This window comes from Devosia honganensis (genome assembly GCF_042648785.1).
GTDB classification, from domain to species: domain Bacteria; phylum Pseudomonadota; class Alphaproteobacteria; order Rhizobiales; family Devosiaceae; genus Devosia; species Devosia honganensis.
Genome location: NZ_JBHRYD010000001.1, coordinates 279,694 through 306,560, shown reverse-complemented (window position 1 = coordinate 306,560; position 26,867 = coordinate 279,694). Strand labels below are relative to the sequence as shown.

The following is a 26,867-nucleotide window of genomic DNA, read 5'->3' as shown; positions in this document are numbered from 1 at the left end:
GCCCTTGGCTCCCAGCGTAGTAAACAGGAAAGAGCCAAAGGCCGCCCGTTACCGTTATCCGTGAAACCGCAAAGCCAAAGGCCGGGCGGCAAATAGGCACGTCCGGAGACCGGCGGCCCTAGAGGCTTTCATGTTTTGACGGAATCGGCGACCAGCGCTCCCTCCCCCTTGAGGGGAGGGTTGGGGAGGGGATGGGTTTGGCGGAGCACCGAAGGACCCCCACCCCCGACCCCTCCCCTCAAGGGGGAGGGGAGCAAGAAAGCGCTGATCCGCTTGACAGTGAAAGGCCCTATTTCTCGTCCTTGCCGAAGAGCTTGCCCAGCATGGCCGCCATGGGGCCGGTCTTGGGAATGTCGGCCCGGGGCCGGCCGGGCCGGGCCTGCCTGATATGGCTTTGGCCCTTGGGCGGGTCGGCTGGCTTGGGGTCGTCCGCGCCCTGCATCGCCAGGGCCAGCTTGTTCATGAAGCCGCTGTCGTCGCCCGCGAGCAGGAGCGGCGCCTGGCGGCCGATCTCGTCGAGCAGCTTCCGCAGCCAGTCCGCGTCGGCCTTGGCGAAGTCGCCGAGCACGTGGGGCGTGACGTATTCCTTGCCGGGATGGCCGATGCCCAGGCGCACACGCTTGTAGGCGCGGCCGATCTGGGGGTCGATGGAGCGCAGGCCGTTATGGCCGCCATTGCCGCCGCCGGTCTTGATCCGCACCTTGCCGGGCGCCAGATCGAGCTCGTCGTAGAAGACGACGATGTCGGAGACCGGGATCTTGAAGAAGCGGGCGACCTGCTGCACACTGTCGCCGGAACGGTTCATATAGGTCTGGGGCTTGAGCAGCAGCACCCGCTCGCCGCCGATGCTGCCCTCGGCCAGAAGGCCGGCATGCTTGGCTTTCCAGCCCGATATGCCATGGGCCGAGGCGATGGCGTCAATGGCCATGAAGCCGATATTGTGACGGTTTCCGGCATATTGGGCGCCGGGATTGCCCAGGCCGACCAGCAGTTTCATGATGACGAGCCTCCCAAATGAGTGAGGCGGCCACGGGGCCGCCTCGAAACGCTTTGCAGTGCCGGCAGGATCACTCCTCGGCGGCTTCCTCTTCGTCTTCACCGGCGGCATCGGCGGACTTGAGGCCCGAGGGAGCGACGATGGTGGCGATGGTGAAGTCGCGATCGGTGATCACCGGCCTGGCGTCATCCTGCAGGGCGACGGCCGAGATGTGAACGGAATCGCCGATTTCGGTGCCGGTGAGATCGACGATGAGGGATTCGGGAATGGCGTTGGCCGGAACGTTGATTTCCACGCTGTGGCGCACAACGTTGAGCGTGCCGCCGCGCTTGAGGCCGGGGCTCTGCTCTTCGTTGATGAAGTCCACGCGAACGTCCACGTTGAGCCGGGCATTGCCCGAGATGCGCAGGAAGTCGATATGGAGCGGCTGCCCCTTGACCACGTCGAGCTGGTAGTCGCGCGGGATCACCTTGTGAACGGTGCCATCGACGTCGAGGTCGAGGATCGTCGACTTGAAACCGCCGGCATAGATATGCTTGAGCGCCTCGTTGAAGGCGACGGAGACGGTGACGGGGGACTTCTTGTCACCATAGATAACGGCGGGAACACGTCCCTGACGACGCAGTTCGCGAGCGGCCCCCTTGCCCACTCCCTCACGCGCCTGTGCCTTGAGCACTTTGTTGGCAGCCATGGAATCATCCATTCTGGGTTGGTGTATGCCATTCCTTCAACGGCATACGCGCCCGTCCTCCAGGGGTGACGAGCGCTTCATGGCGGCGGGATATAAAGGAAAGCCGGGCACCGGGCAAGTATTTGCCGCGGGCTTTCGCCGTCAGGCCCCCGGCAGGGGCAGGCATTCCATGATCTCGACGCCGGTGCCGGGGAAAATGCCGAAATGGGGATGGTTCTCGAACATCGCCGCCGCCGCCGCGTGCGTCGGGGCCTCGACGATGACATAGGCGGCCACGGCATTGCTCATGGGCTCGATGCCGCCCGGATGGGCGAGGAGCGTCCGGCCCAGCGGGGCGCCCATGTCGAGGATCGCCTCGCGGTGCCGTTCGGCCCAATCGCCCCAGGCCTGCATGGCAAGCTGGCTGCGCTCGGCCTTTTCGGCCTCGGGCAGCCGGTTCCAGCGGCGCTGGACCTCGGCGTCCTGCGTGCCCATGTAAAGGGCCAGAAAACGGGGCATGTCATCCTCCTCGCATCGTGCGCGGCGGGAGGATAGAGCATCGGACCGAAAAGGGCGAAGCGGTTTTCGGACGGCTCCGATGCGGGAATTTCAGTCGAACAGGCTCGAAACGCTCTGCTCGCTGGCGGTGCGGGCGATGGCTTCCCCGATCAGCGGGGCGATGCTCATGCGCCTGATATTGGGCGCGTCGCGGGTGGCATCGGTCTCGAGGATGGAATCGGTCACCACCAGTTCCTTGAGCTTGCTGGCGGCGACGCGCTCGGCCGCGCCCTCGGAGAGGACGCCATGGGTGATATAGGCGGACACTTCCTTGGCGCCGGCCTCCAGCAGCGCTTCGGCGGCATTGACCAGCGTGCCCCCCGAATCGACGATATCGTCGATGAGGATGCAGGCCTGGCCCTCGACGTCGCCGATGATGTTCATCACCTCCGAGACGCCGGCGCGGGGGCGGCGCTTGTCGACGATGGCGAGGCTGGCGCCGATGCGCTCGGCCACGTTGCGGGCCCGCACCACGCCGCCGACATCGGGGGAGACCACCATGACGTTCCGGACGTCGTAATTGTCGCGAATGTCGCGCACCATAACCGGGGCGGCGGTGAGATTGTCGGTTGGAATGTCGAAGAAGCCCTGGATCTGGGCGGCATGCAGGTCCAGCGTCAGGACGCGGTTGGCGCCGGCCTCGGTGATCAGGTTGGACACCAGCTTGGCGGAAATCGGGGTGCGGGGCGCCGATTTGCGGTCCTGGCGGGCATAGCCGAAATAGGGCAGGACGGCGGTGATGCGGCGGGCCGAGGAGCGGCGCAGCGCATCGGTGATGATCAGCAGCTCCATGAGATTGTCATTGGCCGGATAGCTGGTCGACTGGACGACGAATACGTCCTCGCCGCGCACGTTCTCGTGCACCTCGACATAGACTTCCATGTCGGCGAAGCGCTTGACGGTGCAGTCGGTTAGCGGGAGTTCGAGATAGCCGGCGATTGCCTGGGCCAGCGGACGATTGGAGTTGCCGGTCACCAGCTTCATGGGGCGCGATCCTGTCTCAACCGGTCCGGGGAGAGGACCTACCAGTTTCGCGGGCAGCTTTAGCGAGTCGGGCCGGAAGTCGCAATGTCACTTTCGGCCGATGGGTAAATTAAACCTGTGTCAATCCGATGACGGCGATCTGTCGGCCGGTTCGCGTGCCCCGATGGGTGGCGTGGCGATGGGAAAAATAGCGCTCGGGATGGGCATAGGTGCAGGCGCCGACCCGCTCGATAGTGGTGACGCCGGCGGCGCGCAGCCGGGCCTCGACGAAGCCGGGCAGGTCGAAATGCGGCTGGCCGCCGGGCGGCGTATGGAAATGCCGCCCGCCATCGGGATGAAGGGCGAGGAAATCCCGCTTGAAGCCCTCGCCCACCTCGTAATTGGGCCCGGAGATGGTGGGCCCGTAGGCGGCGCGGATCCGGGCGGGATCGGCGCCGAGCGCGGTCATGGCGGCGACGACATTGCCCACGACCCCGTCGACGGCGCCGCGCCAGCCGGCATGGGCGGCGCCGATCACGCCGGCCGCCGGATCGGCGAAAAGGATGGGGGTGCAGTCGGCGGTGAGGATGGCCAGGGCGAGGCCGGGCGTCGCCGTGACCATGGCGTCGGCCTCGCGGCTCGACGGATCGACCGGGCCGGTGACGGTTTCGACCCTGGCGGAATGAACCTGTCTGAGGATGACCAGCTTGCCCGCGCCGATCGCCTCCTCGACCCGCCGCCGGTTCTGTTCGACCACGAGCGGGTCGTCCCCCACGGACCAGGAGACGTTGAGCCCGGCGAAGTCGCCCGTCGAGACTCCGCCGCTCCGGCCGAAAAAGCCGTGGCGGATGGCCGGGATGGCAGCGAGGGCGGGGGCGGTCTCGCAGGCAGTCATGGCGCGAAACCGGCCGGCGCGAGGCCCGGGCTGTGCGCGCAGAACGCCTTGAACAACTCGCCCATCTGCTCCTGGCCCACCAGCCGGTCGTGGGCGGCCCGGACCTCCTCGGCGGAACCCGGATTGGCACGGGCGAGGGCAGCGGCGCGCTCGCCGATGCCGAGGCGGGTGAGGAACTGGCCCTGCGTGGCCAGCGGCTCGACGGCGAGGCCGGCGGCGCGGGCGACATTGGCGAGGGCGCCGAAATCGACATGAGCCGAGAGATCGGTCTCGCCCGGCGCTTCGAGCACGTCGGCAAAGGCGTGGCGGCGGACGCCCTGCAGCGTGTCGCCGGTCCGCGTGGCCGCATAGCCGTAGTCGAGGGCGAGGATGGCGCCGCCCTGCCGCGCGACGATGGCGGCCAGGCGCGACATCACCTCGGCGCCGGCGAAACAGACTTCCAGCATGGTGTCGGTCGGGGCGTCGGCGACCGCGTCGGGCATGGAGCCGGGGGGAATGGCGGTGGGCGAGAGGCCGAAGCTGCGCTTGCCGTCGACCAGGCCGATCTGGCGCTCGTGCCAGCCATCCGCCTTGCGGATGAACTGGCGGATGGGCAGGGCGTCGAAGAACTCATTGGCGACGATGAGCACAGGGCCGTCTTCGAATGCGTCGAAATTCTCCAGCCATTTCGGCCCATAAGCCGCCAGGTTCCGCTTCTGCTCCGCCATCAGGGGCGGGCTGGTCTCGAAAAGGGCGAGGCGCATCGCATCGCGGAAGCCGGGGGCGCGGGTGGCGGCACGCAGCAAATCGGCCATGAGCGTGCCGCGTCCGGGTCCCAGCTCCAGCAGGGTGAAGGCTTTCGGCTCGTTCATCTGCTGCCAGAGATTGACGAGGAAGAAGCCGATGAGCTCCCCGAACATCTGCGAGATTTCCGGCGCGGTGATGAAGTCGCCGTTCGCGCCCAGCGGGTCGGCAGCGCGGTAATAGCCCTTGGACGGATGGGTCAGGCAAAGGCCCATATAGGTGGCGACCGAAATCGGTCCCGAGGTGCGGATCTGCAGGTCGATCTGCTGGTCGAGGCTCAGTGCGTCGTTCACGGTGGCGGTCTCACTTCCGGCAAATGCCGCTAAGGTCTTTCATCAGGGCCGCAAGGGGTTTTCGCGCCGGCTCGCTGCGTGGATCACCAGGATCAGGCCCCCCAGCAGGATGGGCAGGCTCAGCACCTGGCCCATGGTGAGCCAGCCGCCATACAGATAGCCGAGCTGGATATCGGGCAGGCGGACGAACTCCACCAGGATCCGGGCCAGGGCATAGCCGATGGCGAAAATGCCGGCGACGAGGCCGGGCTTGCGCAGGGCGTATAGGACGTGGGTGGCGATGCGGATGACGAGGAACAGCACCAGGCCCTCGAGCACGGCTTCGTAGAGCTGGCTGGGATGGCGCGCCACCTGCAGGGGATCGGTGGGAAAGACCACGCCCCAGGGGGCGTCGGTGGGGGCGCCGTAGAGTTCGGCATTGATGAAATTGGCCAGGCGCCCGAGGAAAATGCCGATGGTGGCCACGGCGCCGAGCAGGTCGAGCGAGGAGAGCCAGTTGCCGCCCCTGGAGCGGGTGAACAGGATCGCCGCCAGCATCAGCCCGGCCATGCCCCCGTGGTAGGACATGCCGCCATCCAACGTATTGAAGATCTCCAGCGGGTTCTGGCTGTAATAGGGCAGGTTGTAGAACAGCACGTAGAAGGCCCGGCCGCCGACGACGATGGCGAGCATGGCCCAGAAGGCGAAATCCCAGACGTCCTTGGCGGGAAAGGGCGGGGCGCCGCGATGCCAGAGGCGCTCGTTGCGCAGCAGCAGATAGCCATAGCCGGCGCCGAGCAGCACCCCGAACAGATAGGCCAGCGCATACCAGCGCACCGCGAAGGGGCCGATGGCGAAGGCGACGGGATCGATATCGGGAAAGGGCACGCGCGAATTCTCCACGGGTTTGGCCGGATGTGCCCGCGAAATAAGGCAGCATCGTGCAGGCCATACCCTCCGCCCGGCATCCGGCTCAACCCAAACTTGCACGATGGCGTCTCCATCGCTAGGAGTGCGGCCCGAAAATCGCCCGCATCCGGTCGGCCCGGGAGGAATGAGCAATGAGTTTCAGGCTGGCGGCTTATGCGGTTTCCATCGCGCACGGAGCAGTGCTGCTCGTCCGCCAGCCGTCCGATATCTGGTCGCTTCCCGGCGGCAGGGTCGAACACGGGGAAGACCCGATCGACGCGGTGATCCGCGAATTTGCCGAAGAAACGGGCCATGACGCGGCGGTCGAGCGGCTGCTGGGCGTCGATTCGAGGGTGGTCCCCGCGGCCGAACGCATGGTTTCGGGCCAGCCGGAGCATCACAATGTGGGCATTTACTACCAGGTCCGCATCACCGGCGGACGGTTGCGGCCCGAGCCGAACGGGGCGACCGCCGAGGCGGTCTGGATTGCACTGGACGCAGTGGCGCTTCTGCCCCGCTCGTCGCTGGTCGATATCGGCATCGAACTGGCGCGGGAAAAGCCGCCGACCGGCCATGTCGCTGCCGTGAAGGTCGGGGGGCTGGTGCAGCACTGAGCGGCCTTGGCACTGGTCAAGCCGGGTGCCTTGCCCTACATATCGCCAACGAGCAGCAATTGCGGGACGGATGCGCCATGAGCCAGAGCAACAGGATTTTCGACGATCTGGGACGCCTGATGAACGAGGCGGCGGGCGTGGCCGATGGGGTGCGCCGCGAGGTCGAGACCGTGGTGAAGGCCCAGGCCCAGCGCATCGTCAACGACATGGAACTGGTCAAGCGCGAGGATTTCGACGCGCTGCGCGAACTGGTGCAGGTGCAGGGCGAGGAAATCGACGCGCTGCGCAAGGAAATCGCCGCGCTGCGGGGCGACAAGCCCGCCACCTGAGCCGGCGGCCCATCCTGCCTATCGATTGTGATCCGTTCCGGCACGCTTCGGCCGGGCGGCGTTAACCTCCCGTTAATCCTTGGGTCGCAATCATCATCCACAAGAGAATGGCGTCCGCCTGTCCGCCCGCGTCCCCGGAATCGATGGCGCGGTGTAGGGTTTGTGCAGGAGGACGATTCGAGCGTCGCCGTTGCGGCGGGATAGTTCCTCCAGCGTATCCGAACAGCGCCGGCCCATGGCCGAGCGGACGACCAACGCCTTTGCGAGGACGGACCTGCATGTCCCTGATTGAATTCGAGCCCGACCGGACGTCCCATCCCGTGGACCTGGTCGAGCATATCGCTTCGATCAACGACTGGACGTTCGAGCGACAGGACGCCGACGAGATTTCCATCTCCGTGCGCGGCGGCTGGAGCGACTATCACGTCTCGTTCAACTGGATGGAAGATCTGGAAAGCCTGCATATCGCCTGCGCCTTCGATCTCAAGGTGCCTGAGGCGCGGCGGAGCGAAATCAAGCAGCTGATCGGCCTCATCAACGAGCAGCTCTGGATCGGTCATTTCGATATCTGGAACAAGGAAGGCGTGGTGCTGTTCCGCAATTCGCACCTGCTGACCGGTGGTGCCGATGTCTCGCCGCAGCAATGCGAGGCGCTGCTGCGCTCGGCCACGGACAGTTGCGATCTTTACTATCAGGCATTCCAGTTCGTGGTCTGGGCCGGAAAGTCGGCCGCCGACGCGCTGAGCCATGTGATGTTCGAAACGGTGGGTGAAGCCTGATGGCCGATCTGCGCGGGATCGGGCCGGTCATGCTGGTCGGCGCCGGCCAGATGGGAGTGGCGCTGGCGCGCGGCTGGCTGGATGGCGGATTGCCGCCGGGCAATCTGGTTCTGGTCGATCCCATGCCCGGGGACGCGGCCCGGGAGCTGGCGGAGGATTTCGGCCTCGTCGTTCATGCGCAGGCGGTGGGGCTGCAGCCCAATGTCCTGGTGCTGGCGGTCAAGCCGCAGATCGTCGATACGGTGATGGAAGGGCTATTGCCGGTGACGGGGCCGCAGACCGTGGTGCTCTCCATCGCGGCGGGAATTTCCCTTGCGCGGCTGTCGCAGGGTCTGGGCACCGGGCGCGTGGTGCGCACCATGCCCAATACGCCTGCCCGGATCGGCAAGGGCATGACCGGGGCGGTCGCCGGTCCCGATATCGATGCGCAAGACCGCGCTGCCGTGGATGCGCTGCTGGCGGCGGCCGGGCAGGTGGCCTGGTTCGACAGGGAAGGCGATCTCGATGCGGTGACGGCGGTGTCGGGCTCGGGGCCGGCCTATGTGTTCAACCTGGTCGAGGCGCTGGCCGCGGCCGGGATGGCGCAGGGGCTGGACGAGGCCGTGGCCATGCGGCTGGCGCGGCAGACGGTGATCGGCGCGGCGGCGCTGATGGAGGCCGACCCCACGCCCGTTTCCGTGCTGCGGCAGAACGTGACGTCGCCCCAGGGCACCACGGCGGCGGCGCTGGAGGTGCTGATGGCGGCGGACGGTCTGACCCCGCTGATGGAGCGGGCGGTCGGCGCGGCGCGGCGGCGCAGCGAGGAGCTGGGCCAGGGCTGACCGGCCGGCCCGGCGCCGGCGAACTATCGTGCCGCCCGGCGGTGGCGGGATGCGAGATCGAGCAGCAGCGCGCGAACGGAATGCAGCCAGTCGAGGGTTTCGGTGGCGCCAGCGCGGAGCATGACGGCTTCGGCATCGTCGAGCGTCAGATGGGCGACGAGCAGGTCGGTGCGGTTGTCGGAGCGTTCGAAGCGGCGGCAATAGGCCAACGCCAGATTGGTATCGGCGATGGCCGTCTCGAGGGTCTGATCCGCTATCGACCGCCCGGCGCGGGCCCCTGTAAACAGCTTGATGGCCTCGTCCAGCAGGATGGAGGTGGGCGAGCTGGGCCGGGCTTCCTGCAACAGCAAGGTGGCAAGGCTCAGCATGGCCTGGGTCCTGATATCGGGAAAGGGTGCCATGGACGGCTGGCGGAGCAGCACCCGATAGCGGTACACGGCCTGATCCGTCTGACCGGATTCCGCCAGTTGCCGGGCATCGTCCAGCCGGCGGAGCAATTCCGATCGTTCCTCCCGATCCTGTCCAGCAGGGAAATTCAAACCGGACCGCCTCCCCGCTCCGCTTTCCTCGCAGCATAGGCGGGGCCGGAGAGCGAGGCAATCCGCCCCGGTGCGCCGGGTCTAGATGTTGATGGTGAGGTTGAGCCGGTCGAGCACGACGCGATCGCTGGGGTCGACCATGCCGACGAGGAAAAGCCGGACCATGCGGGCGGCCCCGGGCGGCAGCGCGTCGATGGAGGCGTCGATGCGACTGGCCTGGGTAGCCGAAAGCGCGGCGAAGAGCTGCCGCCCCTTGTCGGTGGCATGGAGCAGGCGCTGCCGCCGGTCGGCGTGGCCGGTGCGCTGCTCGATATAACCACTGTCCACAAGTTGGCGCAGCACCCGGGCGAGGCTCTGCTTGGTGATCTTGAGAATGTCGAGCAGGTCGGCCACCGGCATGCCCGGCCGCAGGTTGACGAAGTAGAGCACGCGGTGGTGGGCGCGCCCGAAGCCCTGCCGCTCCAGCAGCGCGTCGGCCACCCCGGTGAAGTCGCGATAGGCGAAAAACAGCAGCCCCATAATGTCCAGGGGCAGGTGTGTTTCGTTCACAATGGAATTTATGTCAGCCTTGTTGACATTTTTGGAGTCCGCTGGCATTCTTACCCCATCACCGCCGTCGTTTTGTCTTATCCCAGAGCCATTCCGGTTTGCCAAGGGTCAGGCCCTGAGGCATGATTGCCGCGAACGACCATTCCGCAAAAGACGGCGGAAAAGAACAGGTTTTCGGAGACGAACTATGGCAGGCGTGCCGATGGACCAGCGCGATGGCTGGATCTGGTTTGACGGTGAACTCAAACCCTGGAAGGACGCAAAGCTGCACGTGCTGACGCACGGGCTGCATTACGCCAGTTCCGTATTCGAGGGCGAGCGGGCCTATGGCGGAGAGATCTTCCGGTCACGCGACCATAGCGAGCGCCTGATCCGCTCCGCCGCGATGCTGGACATGCCGTTCCCCTATACGGTCGACGAGATCGAGGCCGCCAAGCGGCTGGTGCTGGAAAAGAACGGCCTGGTGGACGCCTATGTGCGGCCGGTGGCCTGGCGCGGTTCGGAAGAATTGTCGGTGCCGGCGCGCAACAACAAGGTGCATGTGGCCATCGCGGCCTGGGTGTGGCCGAGCTATTTCTCGGTGGAGGAAAAGCTCAAGGGCATCCGCCTCGAATGGAGCAAGTGGAAGCGTCCCAGCCCGGAAACCATTCCCTCCTCGGCCAAGGCGGCGGGTCTTTACATGATCTGCACGCTCTCCAAGGACGCGGCGATGGCCAACGGCTTTGCCGATGCGCTGATGCTGGATTATCGCGGCTATGTGGCGGAAGCCACGGGCGCCAACGTCTTCTTCATCAAGGGCAGGGAAATCACCACCCCGACGCCGGACTGCTTCCTCAACGGTATCACGCGCCAGACGGTGATCGATCTGGCCCGGGAAAACGGCTTCACCGTCACCGAGCGGCATATCCTGCCCGAGGAACTGGCGCAGTTCGACGAATGCTTCCTCACCGGTACGGCGGCGGAAGTGACGCCGGTGTCGCTGATCGGCGATCATGCCTTCACCCCCGGGGAAGGCTGCCGGACGCTGATCGACGCCTATACGGCGGCGGTGCAGCCCAAGCGGGCGGCGGCGGAATAGGTTCGCCCAGGCGACGGATATAGACAGGGCCGGGTCTCGAAGACCCGGCCCTTTTGCTTTGCCGGGCAGGTGGCTTATTCCATCCAGCGCGCCCGCGCCTCGTCGTCTTCGGCGCGGGCCTCGACCCAGCGCAGGCCGGCGGACGTCTCCTCCCGCTTCCAGAACGGGGCGCCGGTCTTGAGGTAGTCCATGAGATATTGGGCGCCCTCGAAAGCGGCATGGCGGCGGGGCGCCAGCGTCATCACGCTCATGATGGTCTCGCCGGGCAGGAGCCGGCCATGCCGGTGGATGACCGCCGCGTCGATGAGGCCGAAGCGGGCAATGGCGTTTTCGCGCATGATGCCGATCTCGTTCTCGGCCAGTTCCGCATAGCATTCGAGCACGAGGGCGGTGATCGGAGCCTCGGGCGACGAGCGCACGATGCCGGTGAAGCCGACCATGGCCCCGGCGCCCGCATGAGCGGCCTGGAAGCGGTTCGCCTCGAGGCCGGGATCGAAAGGGTCGGGGGTGATGCGGATCATGTCAGCCGCCGGTCATGGGCGGAAGGATGGCGACGGTCCGGGCGCCGGCGAGCGGGGTATCCCAGGGCACGATACGGGCGTCGCGCGAGAGCTTGAAGATCGTGGGATCGTCCATGGCCAGGTCGAGGGCCTCGTCGCGGGCGCGCAGCCAGGCGACGAGATCGGCCAGGGTCACGACGTCGGGCGGCGGGGCGACTTCGTCACTGCTGCGGTTGAGGCGCTCGCGCAGCCAGGCGAAATAAAGGACCTTCATTCGCCCACGCCCGAAAGATGCGGCCAGGACGCGCGCAGATAGGCCCAGCCGGTCCAGAGCGTGATGGCGCCGGCCACCCATAGCACCGCGTCCGAGACGAGGCCGACGCCGGGCAGCAGCGGTTCCGCCAGGACCACCGCCAGCGCCACCAGTTGGATCGTGGTTTTCCACTTGGCCAAGGGGCTGACGGGCAGGACGACGGTACGGTTGCCGAGGAATTCGCGCAGCCCCGAAACGAAGAATTCCCGGAACAGGATGGCGGAGGCCGGCACCATGTCCCAGGCGGTCAGGCTCCCGTCCCAGGCGAGGGCGGCGATGAGGATGCCCACCACGAGCTTGTCGGCGATGGGGTCCAGCATGCGGCCCAGATCCGAATACTGGTCCCAGGCGCGGGCGAGATAGCCGTCGACCCAGTCGCTGGCGGCGGCCAGGATATAGAGGGCGAGCGCGACGAGGCGCATGGCGGTATCGCCCTGCATCACCAGCGCGACGATGGGGATGATCGCCAGGATGCGGGCGACGGTGAGGATATTGGGGACGAGCAGCAGCGGGTTCCGGTTCATGGCGGGAGAGAACAGGAACGGAAGCGGAGGGTCAAGGCGATGTTTTGGTGCCGGACGATAGGGGCCGCCCCGGAAAGGCCGGAGCGGTCCATCCCATATCGCGATCAGGCCACCGCCTTCTTGGTGGCGGAGCGGCGCTGTCCGACGGTTTCGGCGAGGGCCGTGAGGGCCGCTACCGTCGTATCCCAGTCGATGCAGCCATCGGTGATCGACTGGCCGTAGACCAGTTCCCGGCCGGGAACGAGATCCTGCCGTCCGGCAACGAGGTTGGATTCGATCATCACGCCGATGATGCGCGTGTCGCCGGCTGCGATCTGGGCGCCGATCTCGGCCAGGACCTGCGGCTGGTTCTCCGGTTTCTTGGCGGAATTGGCGTGGCTGGCGTCGATCATGATGGCGGGGGCGAGGCCGGATTTCTCGGCGGCCTTGGCGGCTGCATCGACGCTTTCGGCGTCGTAATTGGTGGTCTTTCCGCCGCGCAGGATGATGTGGCAATCCTGGTTGCCGGTGGTGCCGGCAATGGCGGAGCGGCCATCCTTGGTGACGGCCATGAAATGATGCGGCTGGGTGGCGGACAGCACGGCGTCGAGCGCGATCTTCACATTGCCGTCGGTACCGTTCTTGAAGCCCACCGGGCAGGACAGGCCCGACGCCAGCTCGCGATGCACCTGGCTTTCGGTGGTGCGCGCCCCGATGGCGGCCCAACTGACGAGATCGGCGATATATTGCGGCGTGGTCATGTCGAGGAATTCGCAGGCCGCGGGCAGGCCGAGATTGGCGACATCGAGCAGCAGGGCGCGGGCGGCGTGCAGCCCCTGGGTGATGTTGAAGCTGCCGTCGAGATCGGGATCGTTGATGAGGCCCTTCCAGCCCACGGTGGTGCGGGGCTTTTCGAAATAGACGCGCATGACGATTTCCAGCCGGTCGCCCAGGCGCTCGCGCAGCGGGGCGAGGCGGCGGGCGTAGTCCATGGCGGCGACGGGATCGTGGATGGAGCAGGGGCCGACGATAACGGCCAGGCGATCGTCCTGGCCGGTCAGAATATTATGGAAGGCATGGCGGGCGGCGAGGACGGTGCGGGTGGCCGTATCGGTGCGTGGATGCTCCCGCATGACCTCGATGGCCGTGGGCAGCGGTTTGATTTCGGTGATGCGCAGGTCGTCTGTGGATTTGAGCATTTCCTGGGTCTCGTCTCTGGTTGGGAGACGGCCAAGAAAAAAGCCGCCTCGAAAGTCGGGCGGCTGGCTTGCGGTTTGGTCTGGTCGGTAGGGATCAGGACGCGCGCGCATTAGCCTCCGCCGGGAGCGGATAGCTAAAGTACCAATAAAAGGCGGCGGCGTTGATCATGGGGTAAAGTGTAGCGGGGCGCGACGGGCTTGTCGAGTCCCCACTTTGGTCGCAGAGGCGACGGGCTAGGTCCGGTTGAAATGATCGTAGATCGATTGCGCCATGGTCTTGGAAATAGTGGGCACCGATTCGAGGTCGGCGAGGGAGGCGCGGCCAACGGCCTTGGCGGAGCCGAAATGGTTGAGCAGCGCCCGCTTGCGGGTGGGGCCGATGCCTTCGATCTCGTCGAGGGGGTTTTTCACCACCTCCTTGCGGCGGCGGGCGCGATGGGTGCCGATGGCGAAGCGGTGGGCCTCGTCGCGCAGGCGCTGGACGTAATAGAGCACCGGGTCGCGATGGGGCAGCATAAAGGCGTCGCGGCCTTCCATGAAGAATTTTTCGCGCCCCGCATCGCGCTCCTCGCCCTTGGCGATGCCGATGAAGATCACTTCGCGCGGCAGGTTGAGCTGGGCGACGACCTCGCGCACAGCGTTGAGCTGGCCGGCGCCGCCATCGATGAAGACCAGATCGGGCCAGTCCGGCATGCCGGTGGCCTCGTCCTCGGCATCGGTGTCGCTCTCGCTGGCGAGGCGGGAAAAGCGGCGCGTCAGCACTTCGCGCATCATGCCGAAATCGTCGCCCGGCGCGATATCGGTCGAGCGGATATTGAAGGTGCGATAGTGCTTCTTGGAAAAACCTTCCTCGCCGGCGACGATCATGGCGCCCACGGCATTGGTGCCTGAAATGTGGGAGTTGTCATAGACTTCGATGCGGCGCGGCGTCTCCTCGAGGCCGAAGGTCTCGGCGACGCCTTCGAGCAGGGTGCGGTTGGAAGCGCCTTCGGCAAGCTGGCGGCCGAGCGCCTCGCGGGCATTTTGCAGGGCATGGTTGACGAGATCGCGCTTTTCCCCGCGCCGGGGAATTTGCACATGGACCCTGTGGCCGGCCCGGCTGGACAGGGCCTCCTCGATCAGCGCCGGCTCGGCCAGATCGTGGCTCAGCAGCACCAGGCGCGGCGGGGTCCGGTCTTCGTAGAACTGGGCGATGAAGGCTTCGAGCACCTCGTTGTCGGTGAGGCTGTCGTCGGCCTTGGGCCGGAACGCGTGATTGCCCCAGTTCTGGAAGGCGCGGAAAAAGAAGACCTGCACGCAGAACTGCCCGCCCTCGTGATGGATGGCGAAGACATCGGCCTCCTCGACCGAGCGGGCGGTGGCATCGCCCTGCGACTGGATCAGCGCCAGGGCCGAGAGGCGGTCGCGCAACAGGGCGGCGCGCTCGAAATCGAGATTTTCGGCAGCCTCGTTCATGTCCTTTTGCAAATGGTCGCGCACCGATTGCGACTTGCCCGAAAGGAACAGGCGCGCATCCTCGACCAGCGCCGCATAGTCCTCGAGGCTGATTTCGCGGGTGCAGGGGGCCGAACAGCGCTTGATCTGGAACAGCAGGCACGGCCTTGTGCGGGCGGCGTAGAAGCTGTTCGAGCAATTGCGCAAGAGGAAAGCCTTCTGCAGGCTGGCGATGGTGCGGTTGACCGCCACGACCGAGGCGAAGGGGCCGAAATAATGGCCCTTGCGGCGGCGCGCCCCGCGATGCTTGGTGAGTTCGGGCGCCTCGTGATCGGTGGCGATGAGGATGTAGGGAAAGCTCTTGTCGTCGCGCAGCAGCACGTTGAAGCGCGGCTTGAGGCGCTTGATGAGATTGGCCTCGAGCAGCAGCGCCTCGGATTCGGTCTCGGTGCGCACGAATTCCATGCCGACCGTGGCGGCGATCATGCGCTGAATGCGAACCGGCAGCCCTTCCGGCCTCGTGTAATTGGTGACCCGTGAGCGGAGGGAGCGAGCCTTGCCCACATAGATGACGGCCCCCTCGGCATCGAGCATGCGATAGACGCCGGGCGCCGAGGGCAGCGTGCGGACGAAGGCCTGGATGACCTCGGGACCGGAGGGCGGCGGTGGATCGTGGTCGGTCATAGTCGGGGCGTAGGCCCGTTTTGAGGTGGAAATTCGAGGTGTTCGCCGCCGTCGAGCGCTAGCATCTGGCCGGTGAAGGCGGGCATGGACAAAATCGCCAGGATGCCGCGCGCTATGGCTTCGGGGCCGGCATGGCGGCGCAGCGGCAGGGCCTCGACCGAGCGGTCGAACTCGGCCTGGGTCTGGCGCGAATTGGGCAGGACCGGGCCGGGGCCGATGGCGTTGACCCGGATGGAGGGGGCCAGCGACTGGGCCAGGGTGCGGGTGGCGGTCCAGAGCACGGACTTGGAGAGGTAGTAGCTGAAAAAGGCCGGGCTCGGATGCAGCACCCGTTCGTCGATCATGTTGACGACATTGCCCTCGACGTCGTCGGGTAGCTGGGCGGCGAAATCGCGGGCGAGAAAGACCGGCGCCTCGGCGTGAATGGCGAAATGGGCGTCCCAGAGCGCTTCGTCAACGTCCATGGCGCTGTCGGGCTCGAAGATCGAGGCATTGTTGACCAGGATGGTGAGCGGACCGAAAAAGGCCGCGGCGCGGGCGATGACGGTACGGCGCTGGGCGCGCCTGGCCAGATCCGCCCTGAGGATTTCGGCCCGGCCGCCCTCGGCGCGGATGCGGGCGCGCAGGCTTTTGGCTCCCGCCGCGTCGGAGCGATAATGAATGACGACGGCGTGGCCTTCCATGGCCAGGGCCATGGCGATGGCCGCCCCGATACGGTCGCCGGCCCCGGTGACCAGGGCAACCGAACGGGCGTGATTCGGAACTGTTCTTGCAGGCTGTGGCATCGAGCGGACCATAGGCCGGAAACGGCTTCGTCTTCAATCGGGAGCCGCCGTCTTCGGCGAGGCCGCTGACAAGGCATGGCAGCAAGCCTTTTCCGTTTGACGGCCCGCAAAAGTGGCGTAGCCTGTCATCGTTGCGGGGCGGTCCGCCTCGTGCGCAAGTGGAGGGGGATTAAATGGAAGTCATGGTACCTATCCTGGTGCAGTTGGTTGCCGGCGGGGCCGGCGGCAACGTGATCGGCCAACTGGCCAAGAACCTCAATCTGGGAACGGCCGGCAATTCCATCGTCGGGGCCATCGGCGGACTGGCCGGCACCTGGCTGGCCGGCATGATTCCGGGGCTCGATTCGCTGGTGGGCGCCGCCGCCGGAGCGGCGGGGGCGGCCGGAACGCTCGATGTGGGCGCATTGGTCGGGCAGGGGGTCACCGGACTTGTCGGCGGCGGCCTGTTGACAGCGATCGCCGGCCTCGTCAAATCGGCCATGGCGAAAGCCTGAGGCCCGACAAAGGACGATCGCGCCTCGCGGCCGGATCGCCGCGGGGCGCTTTTTATTGGGTCGTTTTCAAGAATGTCCATTTCCGACAGTTCCGGCCGCAGCGACCAGATCGGCCGCGCCATCGCCCTCACCCTGCTGACCATCGGTGTGTTCGGCGTCCAGGATGCCGTCTCCAAGGGGCTGGTGCAGATCTATTCGCCGTTCCAGATCACCATGATGCGCTATTGGGGCTTCGCGGTGTTCGCCCTCATCCTGGTGGCGCGGCAGGCCCCGCTGCGCCAGGCGCTGCGTTCGCGCTCGCCGCGATTGCAGATATTGCGCGGGGTGTTGCTGATCGTCGATATCTGGTTCTTCGCGCTGGCGCTGCAAACCGTGCCGCTGGGCGAATTGCAGGCCATCGTCATCGTCTATCCGTTGCTGGTGACGCTGTTCGCCATACCGGTGCTGGGCGAAAAGGTGGGAGTGTTCCGCTTCGGGGCGGTGGGCGTCGGATTTGTCGGGGCGCTGATCATCATGCGTCCGGGCGGCGTTCCGCTCGACTGGGGCGTCGGGTTCGCGCTGGCCTCGGCCTCCGCCTACGCGTTCTATCTGGTGATCACCCGCAAGGTAGCGGCCGTCGACAGCGCCGCCACCAGCATGACCTATACGGCGCTGGTGGGGCTGGTGTTGTCGACCGGCATCGGCATCTTCTTCTGGGAGCCCATGGGCTGGGGCGATTTCCTGTTGGTGGTGGTGATCATGATCACCACCTGCGCGGGCCATGGGGTGATGATCTTCGCGCTGGCCATGGCGCCCGCCAGCGTCCTGCAACCCTTCAACTATTTCTCGCTGCCCTGGGCCATCGTGCTCAGCATCGTGGTGTTCGGCCACTGGATCGACACCATCTCGCTATTGGGTGCCGGCATCATCGTGGCGGCGGGCCTCGTGGTCATGGCGCGCGAGCGGGTGAAGAAGGTGCCGGTGGTGAACGAGGCGGTGCTGCCGGCGCGCGAATGAAAACGCCGCCCCGAAGGGCGGCGCAGGTAGCGGATGGAAGGTGACGGCCTCAGTTGCCGATGCAGAAATAGCCGTTGGGGCCATTGAAGCAGACGCTGCCGGAATTGCCGGGATAGACCGGCCGGGGGCGCGGGTTCCAGTGCGGCGGGCGCGGCGGACGGGGATTCCAGTGCGGCGGGCGCGGATTGGGGTTCCAATGCGGCGGACGCGGAGGAACCGGACGATCCCAGCCGGGGCGGCCGCTATCGAGATAGCTGGACGAGACCCAGCCATTGAGGCCGCGCTTTTCCACGAAGCACCAACTGCCGCGGCAGTGGTCGACATCGACCCGCTCGCCACGGCGCAGCGTATCGATGACGCGATAGCTGGTGCCGGGACCCGAGCGGACATTGACATTGCCGGTGGCGACGGCTGGCGCGGCGGAAACCGCGACGGTGGTGACCAGCACGGCCAAAGCGGCCAGGCCGGATGCGAGAAGCTTCCTCTTGGTGGCCATGGGTGGACTCCTTTCCCTGTGGGCGTGGCGTCTATCGCCTTGTCCGCAGCAAACAGCATTGCGGATGAACCCAAGCTGAATGAGCCATTAAGGAACGAGCCAGAGAAAGGGCAGTTCCGTCCGGAGGCGTTTTGCGGTGCTCGGGAAAAGCCGGCGGCGGTCAGAGTTGAAGCAGGTTGACGAAGCGGGACAGCGCGGCGGCGAGCTTCTTGCGCTGCTTGGGCTTCAATTCGCCCAAAAGGGCCTCCTCGAGCTGGGCCCAATGGTCGGCGAGGCCGTTGCGGATGCGCAGGCCGCGTTCGGTGAGGGCGAGGCCCGGCTCGAGCTGGGGGCCGACGGCGCGCCGGGCGATGAGATCGCGGCCGGCGAGCCGTTCCAGCCGCTCCGCCAGGGCGTCGGGGGCCAGCCCCAGTTCGCCCGCCAGTTCCGCCTCCGTGGTGCCCGAGCGGCCGAGGACGAACAGCACCGCATCGTCGCCCGGCTGCAGGCCTTTTTCGATGACCGGTACCAGCAGGGCCTTGTGCGCCAACTGGCCGGCTTCGATGAGCCGGTAAAGCGCGGAGCGGGACGAGGGCGTGGACATGGGTGGAAAAATAGTCCGAACTCCCGGGTGCAGTCGATGAGGCTTCCATCCTATCGTTAATCGTACAACGACCAAGCCCGGTTATTGTTCACCTCCCGCCTATGGGCTATGCGTCGATCGACGATGTTTGAGCGAACGGACGGCCATGGCGCAGGATCTCGCCCGGATCAGGGCTTTCGTGCAGGTTTTCGATGCGGGAGGGTTTTCCGCCGCGGCCCGCGCCCATGGACGCTCTAAGGCGCTGCTGAGCAAATATGTGACCGATCTCGAGGACTATCTGGGCGTGCGGCTGATGAACCGCACCACGCGCAAGCTGAACCTGACCGAGGCCGGGGAAGCCTATTACCGGGAAGCCTCGAGCCTGTTGCAGCAACTGGACGAACTCGACGCCACCATCACCGACCAGACGGCCGAGCCGCGCGGCCTGCTGCGGGTCTCGGCGCCGCGCAATTTCGGGGAAAGCACGCTGGCCCCGGCCATGTTCGAGTTCCTGCGCCAGCATCCCAAGGTGACGCTCGATCTGCGGCTCGAGGACCGCTATGTCGACCTGGTGGACGAGGGGCTGGACCTGGCGCTGCGCATTTCCACGCTGCCCGATTCCTCGCTGATCGCCCGCAAGATCGCCGATATGCACCACGTGGCGGGCGCCGCGCCGGCGCTGGTGGAGCGCCTGGGCATGCCCGCGCATCCGGAGGATTTGCGGCACCTGCCCTGCGTGGTCGACGTCAATCTGCAAGGGCAGTCGAACTGGCGCTTCACCGAGGACGGCAAGACCATATCGGTGCCGGTGAGCGGGCCGGTGCGGGTCAATTCTCCGCTCGCGGCGCGGACGGCGGCGACGATGGGCCTCGGTTTCGTCGTATTGCCGTCCTATCTGGCCGAGCCGGCATTGGCGGCGGGAGACCTCGTGCCGGTGCTGGGCGATTATCTGCCCACCGGGCAGACGCTGCAGGCGGTCTATCCGCACCGGCGGCACCTGGCGGGCAAGGTCCGGGCGCTGATCGACCATCTGGTGGAGTGGTTCGCCGCCCACCCCATCCGCTAGGTCGGGAAGCGTTCGACAGGACGCGGGATGCCGACCCATCTTCCTGTTATCGCGTGGCTCCGGGGGCAACGGGTCTTGAATACAATCTTGTCGCGGAGCTGGACGGTGCTGACGCTGGCGGCCATGGCCGCGTTCGGCCTCGCCCAGCCGGCGGCGGCGCATCCGCATATCTTCATCGATGCCGGGGTGACGGTGGGTTTCGACGAGGCGGGCCGCGTCGCCAGCCTGCGCCATAGCTGGACCTTCGACACCGCCTTTTCGGTGTGGATGGTGCAGGGGCTCGACACCGATGGCGACGGCATCGTCAGCCCGGACGAAATGCAGGAGCTGGCGGACGAGAACATGCTCGGCCTCGCCGATTACGGCTTTTACACCTTTGCCGGCGACGACATGGACTTCGTCGCCGCGGGCGACCAGGCCATGTCCTATGCCGGCAACCGGGTGACGCTGGGTTTTTCCATCGACGCGACCGCGCCGCAGCCGCCCGGAGCGCGATTCGAGCTGGGGGTCTACGACCCGGAATATTACGTGGCGATCACCTTCGCGGACCCGGACCAGGTGCGGTTGGAGAACGCCCCCGCCGATTGCGCCGTGCATCTGGAGCCGCCGGCGCCGATGTCGCGGGAGCTGGAGGAGCGGCTCTACGCGCTGGGGCCGGAAGTGCTGGAACTGCCGCCCGACCTGGCGGCGGCGATGCGCGGGACCCAGGGCATGATCGTGATTTCCTGCGGAGACGCGCCGGCGCCGGCAACCGCCGTGGAGGCGGCGAACCAGGTGGCGCAGAGCCGCCCGGCAACGCCCTTTGGTGGGCCGCCCCCCGAAGTGGGGCTCAACCTGCCGCGCACCGGGTTCTTCGGCTGGCTGCAACAGCAGCAGCGCGATTTCTACGCGGCGATGACCGGGGCGCTGGACGGGCTGCGCAGCGACTGGACCGCCTTCTGGCTGCTGGGGGGCCTGAGCTTCCTCTATGGCGTCTTCCATGCCGCGGGCCCCGGGCACGGCAAGGTCGTCATCTCCTCCTACATGCTGGCCAATGAGCGGCAATTGCGCCAGGGCGTGGTGCTGAGCGGGCTGTCGGCGCTGATGCAGTCGCTGGTGGCGATCGGCTTCGTGCTGATCCTGGCGGGGATGCTGAACCTGACCAGCACCGCCATGGGCGTGGCGGCCCATTGGGTGGGCGTGGTTTCCTACGGGCTGGTGGCCCTGCTCGGCCTGTGGCTGGTGCTGCGCAAGGTATTCGGCTGGGGGCACCACCACCACCAGGATCATGCTCACGCTCACGAGCACACCCACGCGCATCACCCTCACGATCATCACGGCCACGACCATATGCACCATGCGATCGGGCCCGGGGACATCAAGGGCAATTGGCGCGAGCAGCTCGGCGTGGTGCTGGCGGTGGGACTGCGGCCCTGTTCGGGGGCGCTGGTGGTGCTGGTGTTCGCGCTGTCGCAAGGCCTGCTGGCGGCGGGCATCGTCGCCGTGCTGCTGATGGGGCTGGGAACCGCGATCACCGTGGCGGCGCTGGCGACGCTGGCGGTGGGGGCCAAGGGACTGGCCGGACGCCTTGGCGGGGCCGACAGCGCCCTGGCGCGGGCGCTGGTCTGGTGGGCCGAACTGCTGGGGGCCGTCGCGGTCCTCGCCTTCGGCGTCCTCCTGCTGATCGCCAGCTTTTAGTCCTTGAGCGAAATCAATATCCGGCGCGACCCATCGCCGCCTTGCACGGAAGGCGCAAAAGGTTAAGGTGCGCGCCACACTGGAACCCTTCCAAACTGGCCCCCGATGTCCGACCTCCTCCCCGTTTCCCGCTCGTCCTCGTCCCCGCAGAAGATCGGCGTCCTGCTGCTCAATCTGGGCACGCCGGACGGCACGGATTACTGGAGCGTGCGGCGGTATCTGGGGGAGTTCCTTTCCGATCCGCGCGTCATCGAGACGCCCAAGGCGCTGTGGTGGCCGATCCTCAACCTGTTCGTGCTCAGCACCAGGCCGCAAAAGAGCGGCGAGGCCTATTCCCTGATCTGGGACCGGGAGCGCGACGACAGCCCGCTGCGGGTCATCACCCGCGCCCAGGCGGACAACCTGGCGCAGCGGCTTGCGGGGGACGGCATCATGGTCGATTTCGCCATGCGCTACGGCAATCCCTCCACCAGAAGCGTGCTGGAGAAGATGGAGGCGGCGGGGTGCCGGCGGATCCTCTTGATGCCGCTTTATCCGCAATATTCGGCCACCACCACCGCCACCGCCAACGACAAGGCCTTCGACGCCCTGCGCCGGATGCGCTGGCAGCCGGCGGTGCGCACGGGTCCGGCCTATTTCGACGATCCCAAATATGTCGAGGTGCTGGGCGAATCGATCCGCGAGGGCATCGCGGCGCTGGATTTCGAGCCGGAACTGGTCCTCACCTCCTATCACGGCCTGCCGCAGAGCTATGTGGACAAGGGCGACCCCTATGAGCGGCACTGCCACGAGACGACGCGGCTGGTGGGCGAATATCTGGGCTGGCCGGCGAGTCGGCTGAAGGTCACCTTCCAGAGCCGGTTCGGGCCGAGCAAATGGCTGAGCCCGGCCACCGACACCACGCTCGAAACCCTGCCGAAACAAGGGGTGAAGAAGGTGGCGATCCTGGCGCCGGCCTTCCATGCCGACTGCATCGAGACGCTGGAGGAAATCGCCATCGGCGGCAAGGAGAGCTTCCTTGCGGCGGGCGGCGAGAACTTCGCCTATATCCCGTGCCTCAACGACACGCAGGCCAGCATGGACATGATCGAGGCCATGGTGCGCCGGGAGCTGAGCGGCTGGCTCTAGAGGCTTTCATGTTCTGACGGAATCGGCGACCAGCGCTCCCTCCCCCTTGAGGGGAGGGTTGGGGAGGGGGTGGGTTTGGCGGAGCACCGAAGGACCCCCACCCCCGACCCCTCCCCTCAAGGGGGAGGGGAGCAAGAAAGCGCTGATCCACTTGACAGTGAAAGGCTCTAGCCGCCGTCGAGAGCGGGCGGGGCGCCGTGTTTCACCAGCCCGGGCCGGAGAAATCGGGCGGGGTGACGTTGACGAGACCGCGGCCGACGATCCAGGACCGCTCCACCCAGCCATAATCGGGAATATGGCACCATTGCGCGGCGCCGGCGGGCCAGAGGGTGTGGCCGGCATCGCCGATCCACGAGCCGCGGCGGCTGTCGCTGTCGGTCTGGGTGCAATGGTCGATGGGGATTTCCGTGCCGTCGGCGACGCGCCCGACGATGCGGTAATGATCGCCGGGCCCCTCGCGCACGGCGATATTGCCCCCGGAGACGCGGGCGGTGACGGTAAGAGCCAGGGCCGGGCCGGCGAGGGCGGCCATGGCGATGGCGGCAAAGGCGAAACGGATGAGGGGGCGCATGGAAGCCTCCAATGCTGTTTCCCCCTAAATGCGCGAAGGCCATGGCGGGTTCAAGGCGGAGGTGGCCGGCCGCAGACCTATTGCAAGGGCAATTCGACATTGCCGGGCGGAGAGGGGGCGTCGTCAAAATCATCGCCGTCATCCGTCCACGGATCGAGCTGATCGGCATGGAGGGCCTCGAAATGGCGCAGGGCGGCGGCGAGGCGGAAGACGAGAACGGTGAAATCGGCCGGGCTCAGCGTGCTGTCGGCGATCCAGGGAAACCACGGCAAGTCGGCATGGCGGCAAAACAGCTTGTTGGCCCGATGCCGGACGGTTTCGAGCGCCCGGATGGTGGGATCGTTCATGGTGCCCGAGGGCTTGCGAAAATCCAGCGCGTCCTTGAGCGCATCGACTTCGACGCGGAGGCGGCGATAGCTGGCGAGGGCCCGGGGGCCGAGAGGGGGGATGGTCGTCATGGGATCTGCCTCGTTCCGATTGCGGATGAGGCAGTGTAACGCCGTGCGCAGCAGCGGGGATAAGCGCCCGGCCTTGCGGCTTGCGCTTGCGACATAGTCGTTCGGGGAGAACGGTAACGGGCGGCCTTTGGCTCTTTCCTGTTTACTACGCTGGGAGCCAAGGGCCGCCCGCTACGGGACACGGATTTTCCACGGGTCCGGATTCAGGCGGTACCGTTATTGCAGGTCCGGCTGCCGAGCTTCTACCCGCGTAGAGAGGCGCCCCTCTCCCCGGCCTCCCCGCCCGGCCCTGCGTGGGGGCCGCGTAATGGCGGGGATGGAGGGATGATAGGCGCGGACGCAGCGGCGGGGATAGATTTTTTTGGGGGGATACTGCGAGCATCGAGCGTGTGGCGGGAGCCCCTCACCTCAGAACCACCCTTCTCCCCTGAGGAAGAAGGTGCCCCGAAGGGGCGGATGAGGGGTTTCCTGACAGCCCGCCATTCGAGCGTAGCTCTCATGGCCTCGGGCATTCAAATCTCTCCACCGGAGAGATTTGCCGGACGCTAGGCGTCCGTCATGCCCGAGCCTTCCAGCGTGTCCAGCTCCATTTCGCGCAGGCGCTTGACCTCGTCGCGCAGCCTGGCGGCTTTTTCGAATTCCAGATTGGTGGCGGCTTCGCGCATTTCGCGTTCGAGGTCGCGGATGACGGTGGCGAGGTTCTCGCCGGCGACGATCTTTTCCTTGCCGTCCCTGCCCTTGCCGATGGAAATGGTGACGTGGTCCTGCTCGTAGACGCTGTCGACGATGTCGTTGATGCGGGCCTTGACCGATTGCGGGGTGATGTCGTTGGCCTCGTTATAGGCGAGCTGCTTGTCGCGGCGGCGATTGGTTTCGGCCAGGGCCCGCTCCATGGAGCCGGTCTCGCGGTCCGCATAGAGGATGACACGCCCGTCGACATTGCGCGCGGCGCGGCCGATGGTCTGGATGAGCGAGGTTTCCGAGCGCAGGAACCCTTCCTTGTCGGCGTCGAGAATGGCCACGAGCCCGCATTCGGGAATGTCGAGGCCCTCGCGCAGCAGGTTGATGCCGACCAGCACGTCGAAGGCGCCGAGGCGCAGGTCGCGGATGATCTCGATGCGCTCGATGGTGTCGACGTCCGAGTGCATGTAGCGCACACGGATGCCCTGCTCGTGCAGATATTCGGTGAGGTCCTCGGCCATCTTCTTGGTGAGCACGGTGACGAGCGTGCGGTAGCCGGCCTTTATGGTGGTGCGGATCTCGTCGATGACGTCGTCCACCTGATGGGTGGCGGGGCGAATCTCCACGGGAGGATCGATGAGGCCGGTGGGGCGGATGACCTGTTCGGCGAAGACGCCGCCGGTCTGCTCCATTTCCCATGAGCCGGGCGTGGCCGAGACATAGACCGATTGCGGGCGCATCGCGTTCCACTCCTCGAAGCGGAGCGGGCGGTTGTCCATGCAGGAGGGCAGGCGGAAGCCGTATTCGGCCAAAGTCGCCTTGCGCCGCAAATCGCCGCGATACATGGCGCCGAGCTGGCCGATGGTGACGTGACTCTCGTCCACGAAGACCAGCGCGTCGTCGGGGAGATATTCGAACAGCGTGGGGGGCGGCTCGCCGGGCTTGCGGCCGGAGAAATAGCGCGAATAATTCTCGATGCCGGCGCAGGAGCCGGTGGCTTCCATCATTTCGAGGTCGAACAGGGTGCGCTGCTCGAGGCGCTGGGCCTCGAGGAAGCGCCCGGCGCCGTTGAGCTCCTGCAGGCGCGCGGCGAGCTCGGAGCGGATGGCCTTGAGCGCCTGGTTCATGGTGGCGCGGGGCGTCACGTGGTGGGAGTTGGCGAAGACGCGGATGAAGGTCAGGTCGGCCGATTTCTTGCCGGTCAGCGGATCGAACTCGACGATGGATTCGACCTCGTTGCCGAACAGCGAGACGCGCCAGGCGGCGGCTTCGTAGTGGGCCGGGAAGATCTCCACCGTATCGCCGCGCACGCGGAAGGTGCCACGCACGAAGCCGGTATCGCCGCGCTTGTATTGCAGGGCGACCAGCTTGGCCAAGAGCTGGCGCTGGTCGATCTTCTCGCCCTTCTGCACGTCGATGGTCATGGCGGTGTAGTCTTCCACCGAGCCGATGCCGTAGATGCAGGAGACCGAGGCGACGATGATGACGTCGTCGCGCTCGAGGATCGCGCGCGTGGCCGAGTGGCGCATGCGGTCGATCTGCTCGTTGATGGTCGATTCCTTCTCGATATAGGTATCGGTGCGCGGCACATAGGCCTCGGGCTGATAGTAGTCGTAGTAGGAAACGAAATATTCCACCGCGTTGTCGGGGAAGAAATTCCGGAACTCGCCATAGAGCTGGGCGGCCAGCGTCTTGTTGGGCGCCAGGATCAGGGCCGGACGCTGGGTGCGCTGGATGGTCTGGGCGACGGTAAACGTCTTGCCCGAGCCGGTGACCCCGAGCAGGACCTGGTCGGTCTCGCCATTCTCGATGCCCTCCACCAGCTCGGCGATGGCGGTGGGCTGGTCGCCGGCGGGGACGTAATCGGTGGCGAGGCGGAAGGGTTTCGAGGCGCCGCTCTTGGCCGGACGCTCGGGGCGATGCGGCACCCAGGGGGCGGAGCCTTCCACCTCCTTGCGGCCATGCAGGATGATCTGCTCCAGCGCCTTGACTGTGGCGGTGACGCCGACGGTCTGGGCATTGGACAGGTCCTCGTGCTTTCTGGCCTTGTTCTTCTTCACCGAGGCGTCCAGCGCCTCGCGCACCCGGGCCATGGCCTCGGGATCGGTGGCGGCGGTGCGGGCAATGTCGCGGGCGGTGACCTTTTGCGCGGGCACATGGCCGAACCCGGCCTGGGGCGCCTCGCCGAAGCCGTCGAAATCGACGCGGTCGACCGGATTGATCTTGGTCTTGCCGGTCTTCCTGGCCATGCCGGTGGCGGTGTCGTGGTTCGACTTGGTGGTGCGGCGCTTTTCGAGCGGCGACAATTTGGCCGTCTCGGTCTTTTCCGCCGCCTCGGCGCGATCGAGGGCGCGCTTGTTGCGCATGCGCTCGGCGTAAAGGGGCTTCGAGGCCGCGATGTCCTCGGCTTTCTCGATCTCGCCGATGAAATCGTCAATGGAGAACTCGGCCTTGCCGGGCCGGGCGGACTTGGGGGCCATGGGGATCGCTCAGACTGTCCGGGATGCGTCTCAGATGGGAAACGAGGCGCATGAATGCAATGTTCCCGTTACCCTAGCACCCCG

30 protein-coding genes are annotated in these 26,867 nt (G+C 66.4%); 10 read left to right on the top strand and 20 right to left on the bottom strand.

The features are described from left to right. Nucleotides 1–289: 289 nt before the first annotated feature. The 7 genes from pth to lgt all read right to left on the bottom strand — a co-directional run bounded on the left by pth (nt 290) and on the right by lgt (nt 6,026). Nucleotides 290–997: an aminoacyl-tRNA hydrolase gene (gene pth, locus ACFOOL_RS01485; protein WP_380094223.1), complete on the bottom strand. Its 708-nt coding sequence runs from the start codon at nt 995–997 to the stop codon at nt 290–292. A 70-nt stretch (nt 998–1,067) separates the two neighbouring features. Then, complete coding sequence (locus tag ACFOOL_RS01480; protein ID WP_380094221.1) at nt 1,068–1,688, bottom strand: 50S ribosomal protein L25/general stress protein Ctc; 621 nt, start codon at nt 1,686–1,688, stop codon at nt 1,068–1,070. Between the two features lie 141 nt (nt 1,689–1,829). Next, nucleotides 1,830–2,186: a hypothetical protein gene (locus ACFOOL_RS01475; protein ID WP_380094219.1), complete on the bottom strand. Its 357-nt coding sequence runs from the start codon at nt 2,184–2,186 to the stop codon at nt 1,830–1,832. Between the two features lie 90 nt (nt 2,187–2,276). Continuing rightward, a complete protein-coding gene (locus tag ACFOOL_RS01470; protein ID WP_380094218.1) occupies nt 2,277–3,209 on the bottom strand; it encodes a ribose-phosphate pyrophosphokinase in 933 nt (310 codons plus the stop codon). Nucleotides 3,210–3,318: 109 nt separating this feature from the next. Beyond that, nucleotides 3,319–4,083, bottom strand: coding sequence for a peptidoglycan editing factor PgeF (gene pgeF, locus ACFOOL_RS01465; RefSeq protein WP_380094216.1), 765 nt, complete (start codon nt 4,081–4,083; stop codon nt 3,319–3,321). Next, a complete protein-coding gene (locus ACFOOL_RS01460; protein ID WP_380094215.1) occupies nt 4,080–5,159 on the bottom strand; it encodes a class I SAM-dependent methyltransferase in 1,080 nt (359 codons plus the stop codon). Before ACFOOL_RS01460 ends, pgeF begins: the two co-directional genes overlap by 4 nt. Nucleotides 5,160–5,201: 42 nt before the next feature. Then, a complete protein-coding gene (lgt, locus tag ACFOOL_RS01455) occupies nt 5,202–6,026 on the bottom strand; it encodes a prolipoprotein diacylglyceryl transferase (RefSeq protein ID WP_380094213.1) in 825 nt (274 codons plus the stop codon). A 173-nt stretch (nt 6,027–6,199) separates the two neighbouring features. Here lgt and ACFOOL_RS01450 point away from each other — a divergent pair, with 173 nt between their 5' ends. From ACFOOL_RS01450 to proC, 4 genes are all read left to right on the top strand, one after another. After that, complete coding sequence (locus ACFOOL_RS01450) at nt 6,200–6,661, top strand: NUDIX hydrolase (RefSeq protein ID WP_380094211.1); 462 nt, start codon at nt 6,200–6,202, stop codon at nt 6,659–6,661. A gap of 77 nt (nt 6,662–6,738) precedes the next feature. Further along, nucleotides 6,739–6,990, top strand: a complete 252-nt coding sequence (locus tag ACFOOL_RS01445) for an accessory factor UbiK family protein (protein WP_380094209.1) — start codon at nt 6,739–6,741, stop codon at nt 6,988–6,990. A gap of 278 nt (nt 6,991–7,268) precedes the next feature. Next, nucleotides 7,269–7,769 (top strand): type III secretion system chaperone family protein, encoded by a 501-nt coding sequence (locus ACFOOL_RS01440; protein WP_380094207.1) that lies wholly within the window; start codon nt 7,269–7,271, stop codon nt 7,767–7,769. Next, on the top strand, nt 7,769–8,590 hold the full coding sequence (gene proC, locus ACFOOL_RS01435; RefSeq protein WP_380094205.1) for a pyrroline-5-carboxylate reductase: 822 nt from the start codon (nt 7,769–7,771) through the stop codon (nt 8,588–8,590). Before ACFOOL_RS01440 ends, proC begins: the two co-directional genes overlap by 1 nt. Before the next feature lie 23 nt (nt 8,591–8,613). Here proC and ACFOOL_RS01430 read toward each other — a convergent pair whose 3' ends face one another. After that, nucleotides 8,614–9,087 (bottom strand): hypothetical protein, encoded by a 474-nt coding sequence (locus tag ACFOOL_RS01430; RefSeq protein ID WP_380094203.1) that lies wholly within the window; start codon nt 9,085–9,087, stop codon nt 8,614–8,616. Nucleotides 9,088–9,210: 123 nt separating this feature from the next. Further along, on the bottom strand, nt 9,211–9,648 hold the full coding sequence (locus ACFOOL_RS01425) for a MarR family winged helix-turn-helix transcriptional regulator (RefSeq protein WP_380095890.1): 438 nt from the start codon (nt 9,646–9,648) through the stop codon (nt 9,211–9,213). A gap of 217 nt (nt 9,649–9,865) precedes the next feature. Between ACFOOL_RS01425 and ACFOOL_RS01420 the strand changes: the two genes are divergently transcribed. Further along, entirely contained in the window at nt 9,866–10,756 is an 891-nt protein-coding gene (locus ACFOOL_RS01420) for a branched-chain amino acid aminotransferase (RefSeq protein WP_380094201.1), read from the top strand. 74 nt (nt 10,757–10,830) lie between these two features. On the opposite strand, the gene ACFOOL_RS01415 is transcribed toward ACFOOL_RS01420, so the two are convergent. From ACFOOL_RS01415 to ACFOOL_RS01390, 6 genes are all read right to left on the bottom strand, one after another. Next, nucleotides 10,831–11,277: a molybdenum cofactor biosynthesis protein MoaE gene (locus ACFOOL_RS01415; protein WP_380094200.1), complete on the bottom strand. Its 447-nt coding sequence runs from the start codon at nt 11,275–11,277 to the stop codon at nt 10,831–10,833. Between the two features lies 1 nt (nt 11,278). Next, the gene (locus ACFOOL_RS01410) at nt 11,279–11,530 is read right to left on the bottom strand and encodes a MoaD/ThiS family protein (RefSeq protein ID WP_380094199.1); all 252 of its coding nucleotides are present in this window, start codon (nt 11,528–11,530) and stop codon (nt 11,279–11,281) included. Beyond that, nucleotides 11,527–12,093 carry a CDP-diacylglycerol--glycerol-3-phosphate 3-phosphatidyltransferase gene (gene pgsA / locus ACFOOL_RS01405; RefSeq protein WP_380094197.1) on the bottom strand — a complete coding sequence of 189 codons (567 nt, stop codon included), beginning with the start codon at nt 12,091–12,093 and terminating at the stop codon, nt 11,527–11,529. Before pgsA ends, ACFOOL_RS01410 begins: the two co-directional genes overlap by 4 nt. A 104-nt stretch (nt 12,094–12,197) precedes the next feature. After that, on the bottom strand, nt 12,198–13,271 hold the full coding sequence (locus tag ACFOOL_RS01400; RefSeq protein ID WP_380094195.1) for a 3-deoxy-7-phosphoheptulonate synthase: 1,074 nt from the start codon (nt 13,269–13,271) through the stop codon (nt 12,198–12,200). A 234-nt stretch (nt 13,272–13,505) separates the two neighbouring features. Continuing rightward, nucleotides 13,506–15,389 carry an excinuclease ABC subunit UvrC gene (uvrC, locus tag ACFOOL_RS01395; RefSeq protein WP_380094194.1) on the bottom strand — a complete coding sequence of 628 codons (1,884 nt, stop codon included), beginning with the start codon at nt 15,387–15,389 and terminating at the stop codon, nt 13,506–13,508. Next, complete coding sequence (locus tag ACFOOL_RS01390; protein ID WP_380094192.1) at nt 15,386–16,174, bottom strand: SDR family oxidoreductase; 789 nt, start codon at nt 16,172–16,174, stop codon at nt 15,386–15,388. The genes uvrC and ACFOOL_RS01390 overlap by 4 nt, the downstream gene beginning before the upstream one ends. A gap of 173 nt (nt 16,175–16,347) precedes the next feature. On the opposite strand from ACFOOL_RS01390, the gene ACFOOL_RS01385 reads away from it, so the two are divergent. Next, nucleotides 16,348–16,668 (top strand): hypothetical protein, encoded by a 321-nt coding sequence (locus tag ACFOOL_RS01385; RefSeq protein ID WP_380094190.1) that lies wholly within the window; start codon nt 16,348–16,350, stop codon nt 16,666–16,668. Nucleotides 16,669–16,740: 72 nt separating this feature from the next. Then, nucleotides 16,741–17,664: a DMT family transporter gene (locus ACFOOL_RS01380; protein WP_380094188.1), complete on the top strand. Its 924-nt coding sequence runs from the start codon at nt 16,741–16,743 to the stop codon at nt 17,662–17,664. Nucleotides 17,665–17,713: 49 nt separating this feature from the next. On the opposite strand, the gene ACFOOL_RS01375 is transcribed toward ACFOOL_RS01380, so the two are convergent. Both ACFOOL_RS01375 and ACFOOL_RS01370 read right to left on the bottom strand, forming a co-directional pair. Next, entirely contained in the window at nt 17,714–18,160 is a 447-nt protein-coding gene (locus tag ACFOOL_RS01375; RefSeq protein ID WP_380094186.1) for an SH3 domain-containing protein, read from the bottom strand. Nucleotides 18,161–18,320: 160 nt separating this feature from the next. Then, nucleotides 18,321–18,743 (bottom strand): hypothetical protein, encoded by a 423-nt coding sequence (locus ACFOOL_RS01370; protein WP_380094184.1) that lies wholly within the window; start codon nt 18,741–18,743, stop codon nt 18,321–18,323. Nucleotides 18,744–18,870: 127 nt separating this feature from the next. Between ACFOOL_RS01370 and ACFOOL_RS01365 the strand changes: the two genes are divergently transcribed. The 3 genes from ACFOOL_RS01365 (at nt 18,871) to hemH (ending at nt 22,593) form a co-directional block, all read left to right on the top strand. Beyond that, the gene (locus ACFOOL_RS01365; RefSeq protein WP_380094183.1) at nt 18,871–19,788 is read left to right on the top strand and encodes a LysR family transcriptional regulator; all 918 of its coding nucleotides are present in this window, start codon (nt 18,871–18,873) and stop codon (nt 19,786–19,788) included. A gap of 75 nt (nt 19,789–19,863) precedes the next feature. After that, nucleotides 19,864–21,465 carry a HoxN/HupN/NixA family nickel/cobalt transporter gene (locus ACFOOL_RS01360; RefSeq protein WP_380094181.1) on the top strand — a complete coding sequence of 534 codons (1,602 nt, stop codon included), beginning with the start codon at nt 19,864–19,866 and terminating at the stop codon, nt 21,463–21,465. A gap of 105 nt (nt 21,466–21,570) precedes the next feature. Beyond that, on the top strand, nt 21,571–22,593 hold the full coding sequence (gene hemH, locus ACFOOL_RS01355) for a ferrochelatase (RefSeq protein WP_380094179.1): 1,023 nt from the start codon (nt 21,571–21,573) through the stop codon (nt 22,591–22,593). A 202-nt stretch (nt 22,594–22,795) separates the two neighbouring features. On the opposite strand, the gene ACFOOL_RS01350 is transcribed toward hemH, so the two are convergent. The 3 genes from ACFOOL_RS01350 to uvrB all read right to left on the bottom strand — a co-directional run bounded on the left by ACFOOL_RS01350 (nt 22,796) and on the right by uvrB (nt 26,669). Further along, nucleotides 22,796–23,164, bottom strand: a complete 369-nt coding sequence (locus ACFOOL_RS01350) for a hypothetical protein (RefSeq protein ID WP_380094177.1) — start codon at nt 23,162–23,164, stop codon at nt 22,796–22,798. A gap of 77 nt (nt 23,165–23,241) precedes the next feature. Then, nucleotides 23,242–23,622: a hypothetical protein gene (locus ACFOOL_RS01345; RefSeq protein WP_380094175.1), complete on the bottom strand. Its 381-nt coding sequence runs from the start codon at nt 23,620–23,622 to the stop codon at nt 23,242–23,244. A gap of 545 nt (nt 23,623–24,167) precedes the next feature. Beyond that, on the bottom strand, nt 24,168–26,669 hold the full coding sequence (uvrB, locus tag ACFOOL_RS01340; RefSeq protein ID WP_380095888.1) for an excinuclease ABC subunit UvrB: 2,502 nt from the start codon (nt 26,667–26,669) through the stop codon (nt 24,168–24,170). Nucleotides 26,670–26,867: the final 198 nt, after the last annotated feature.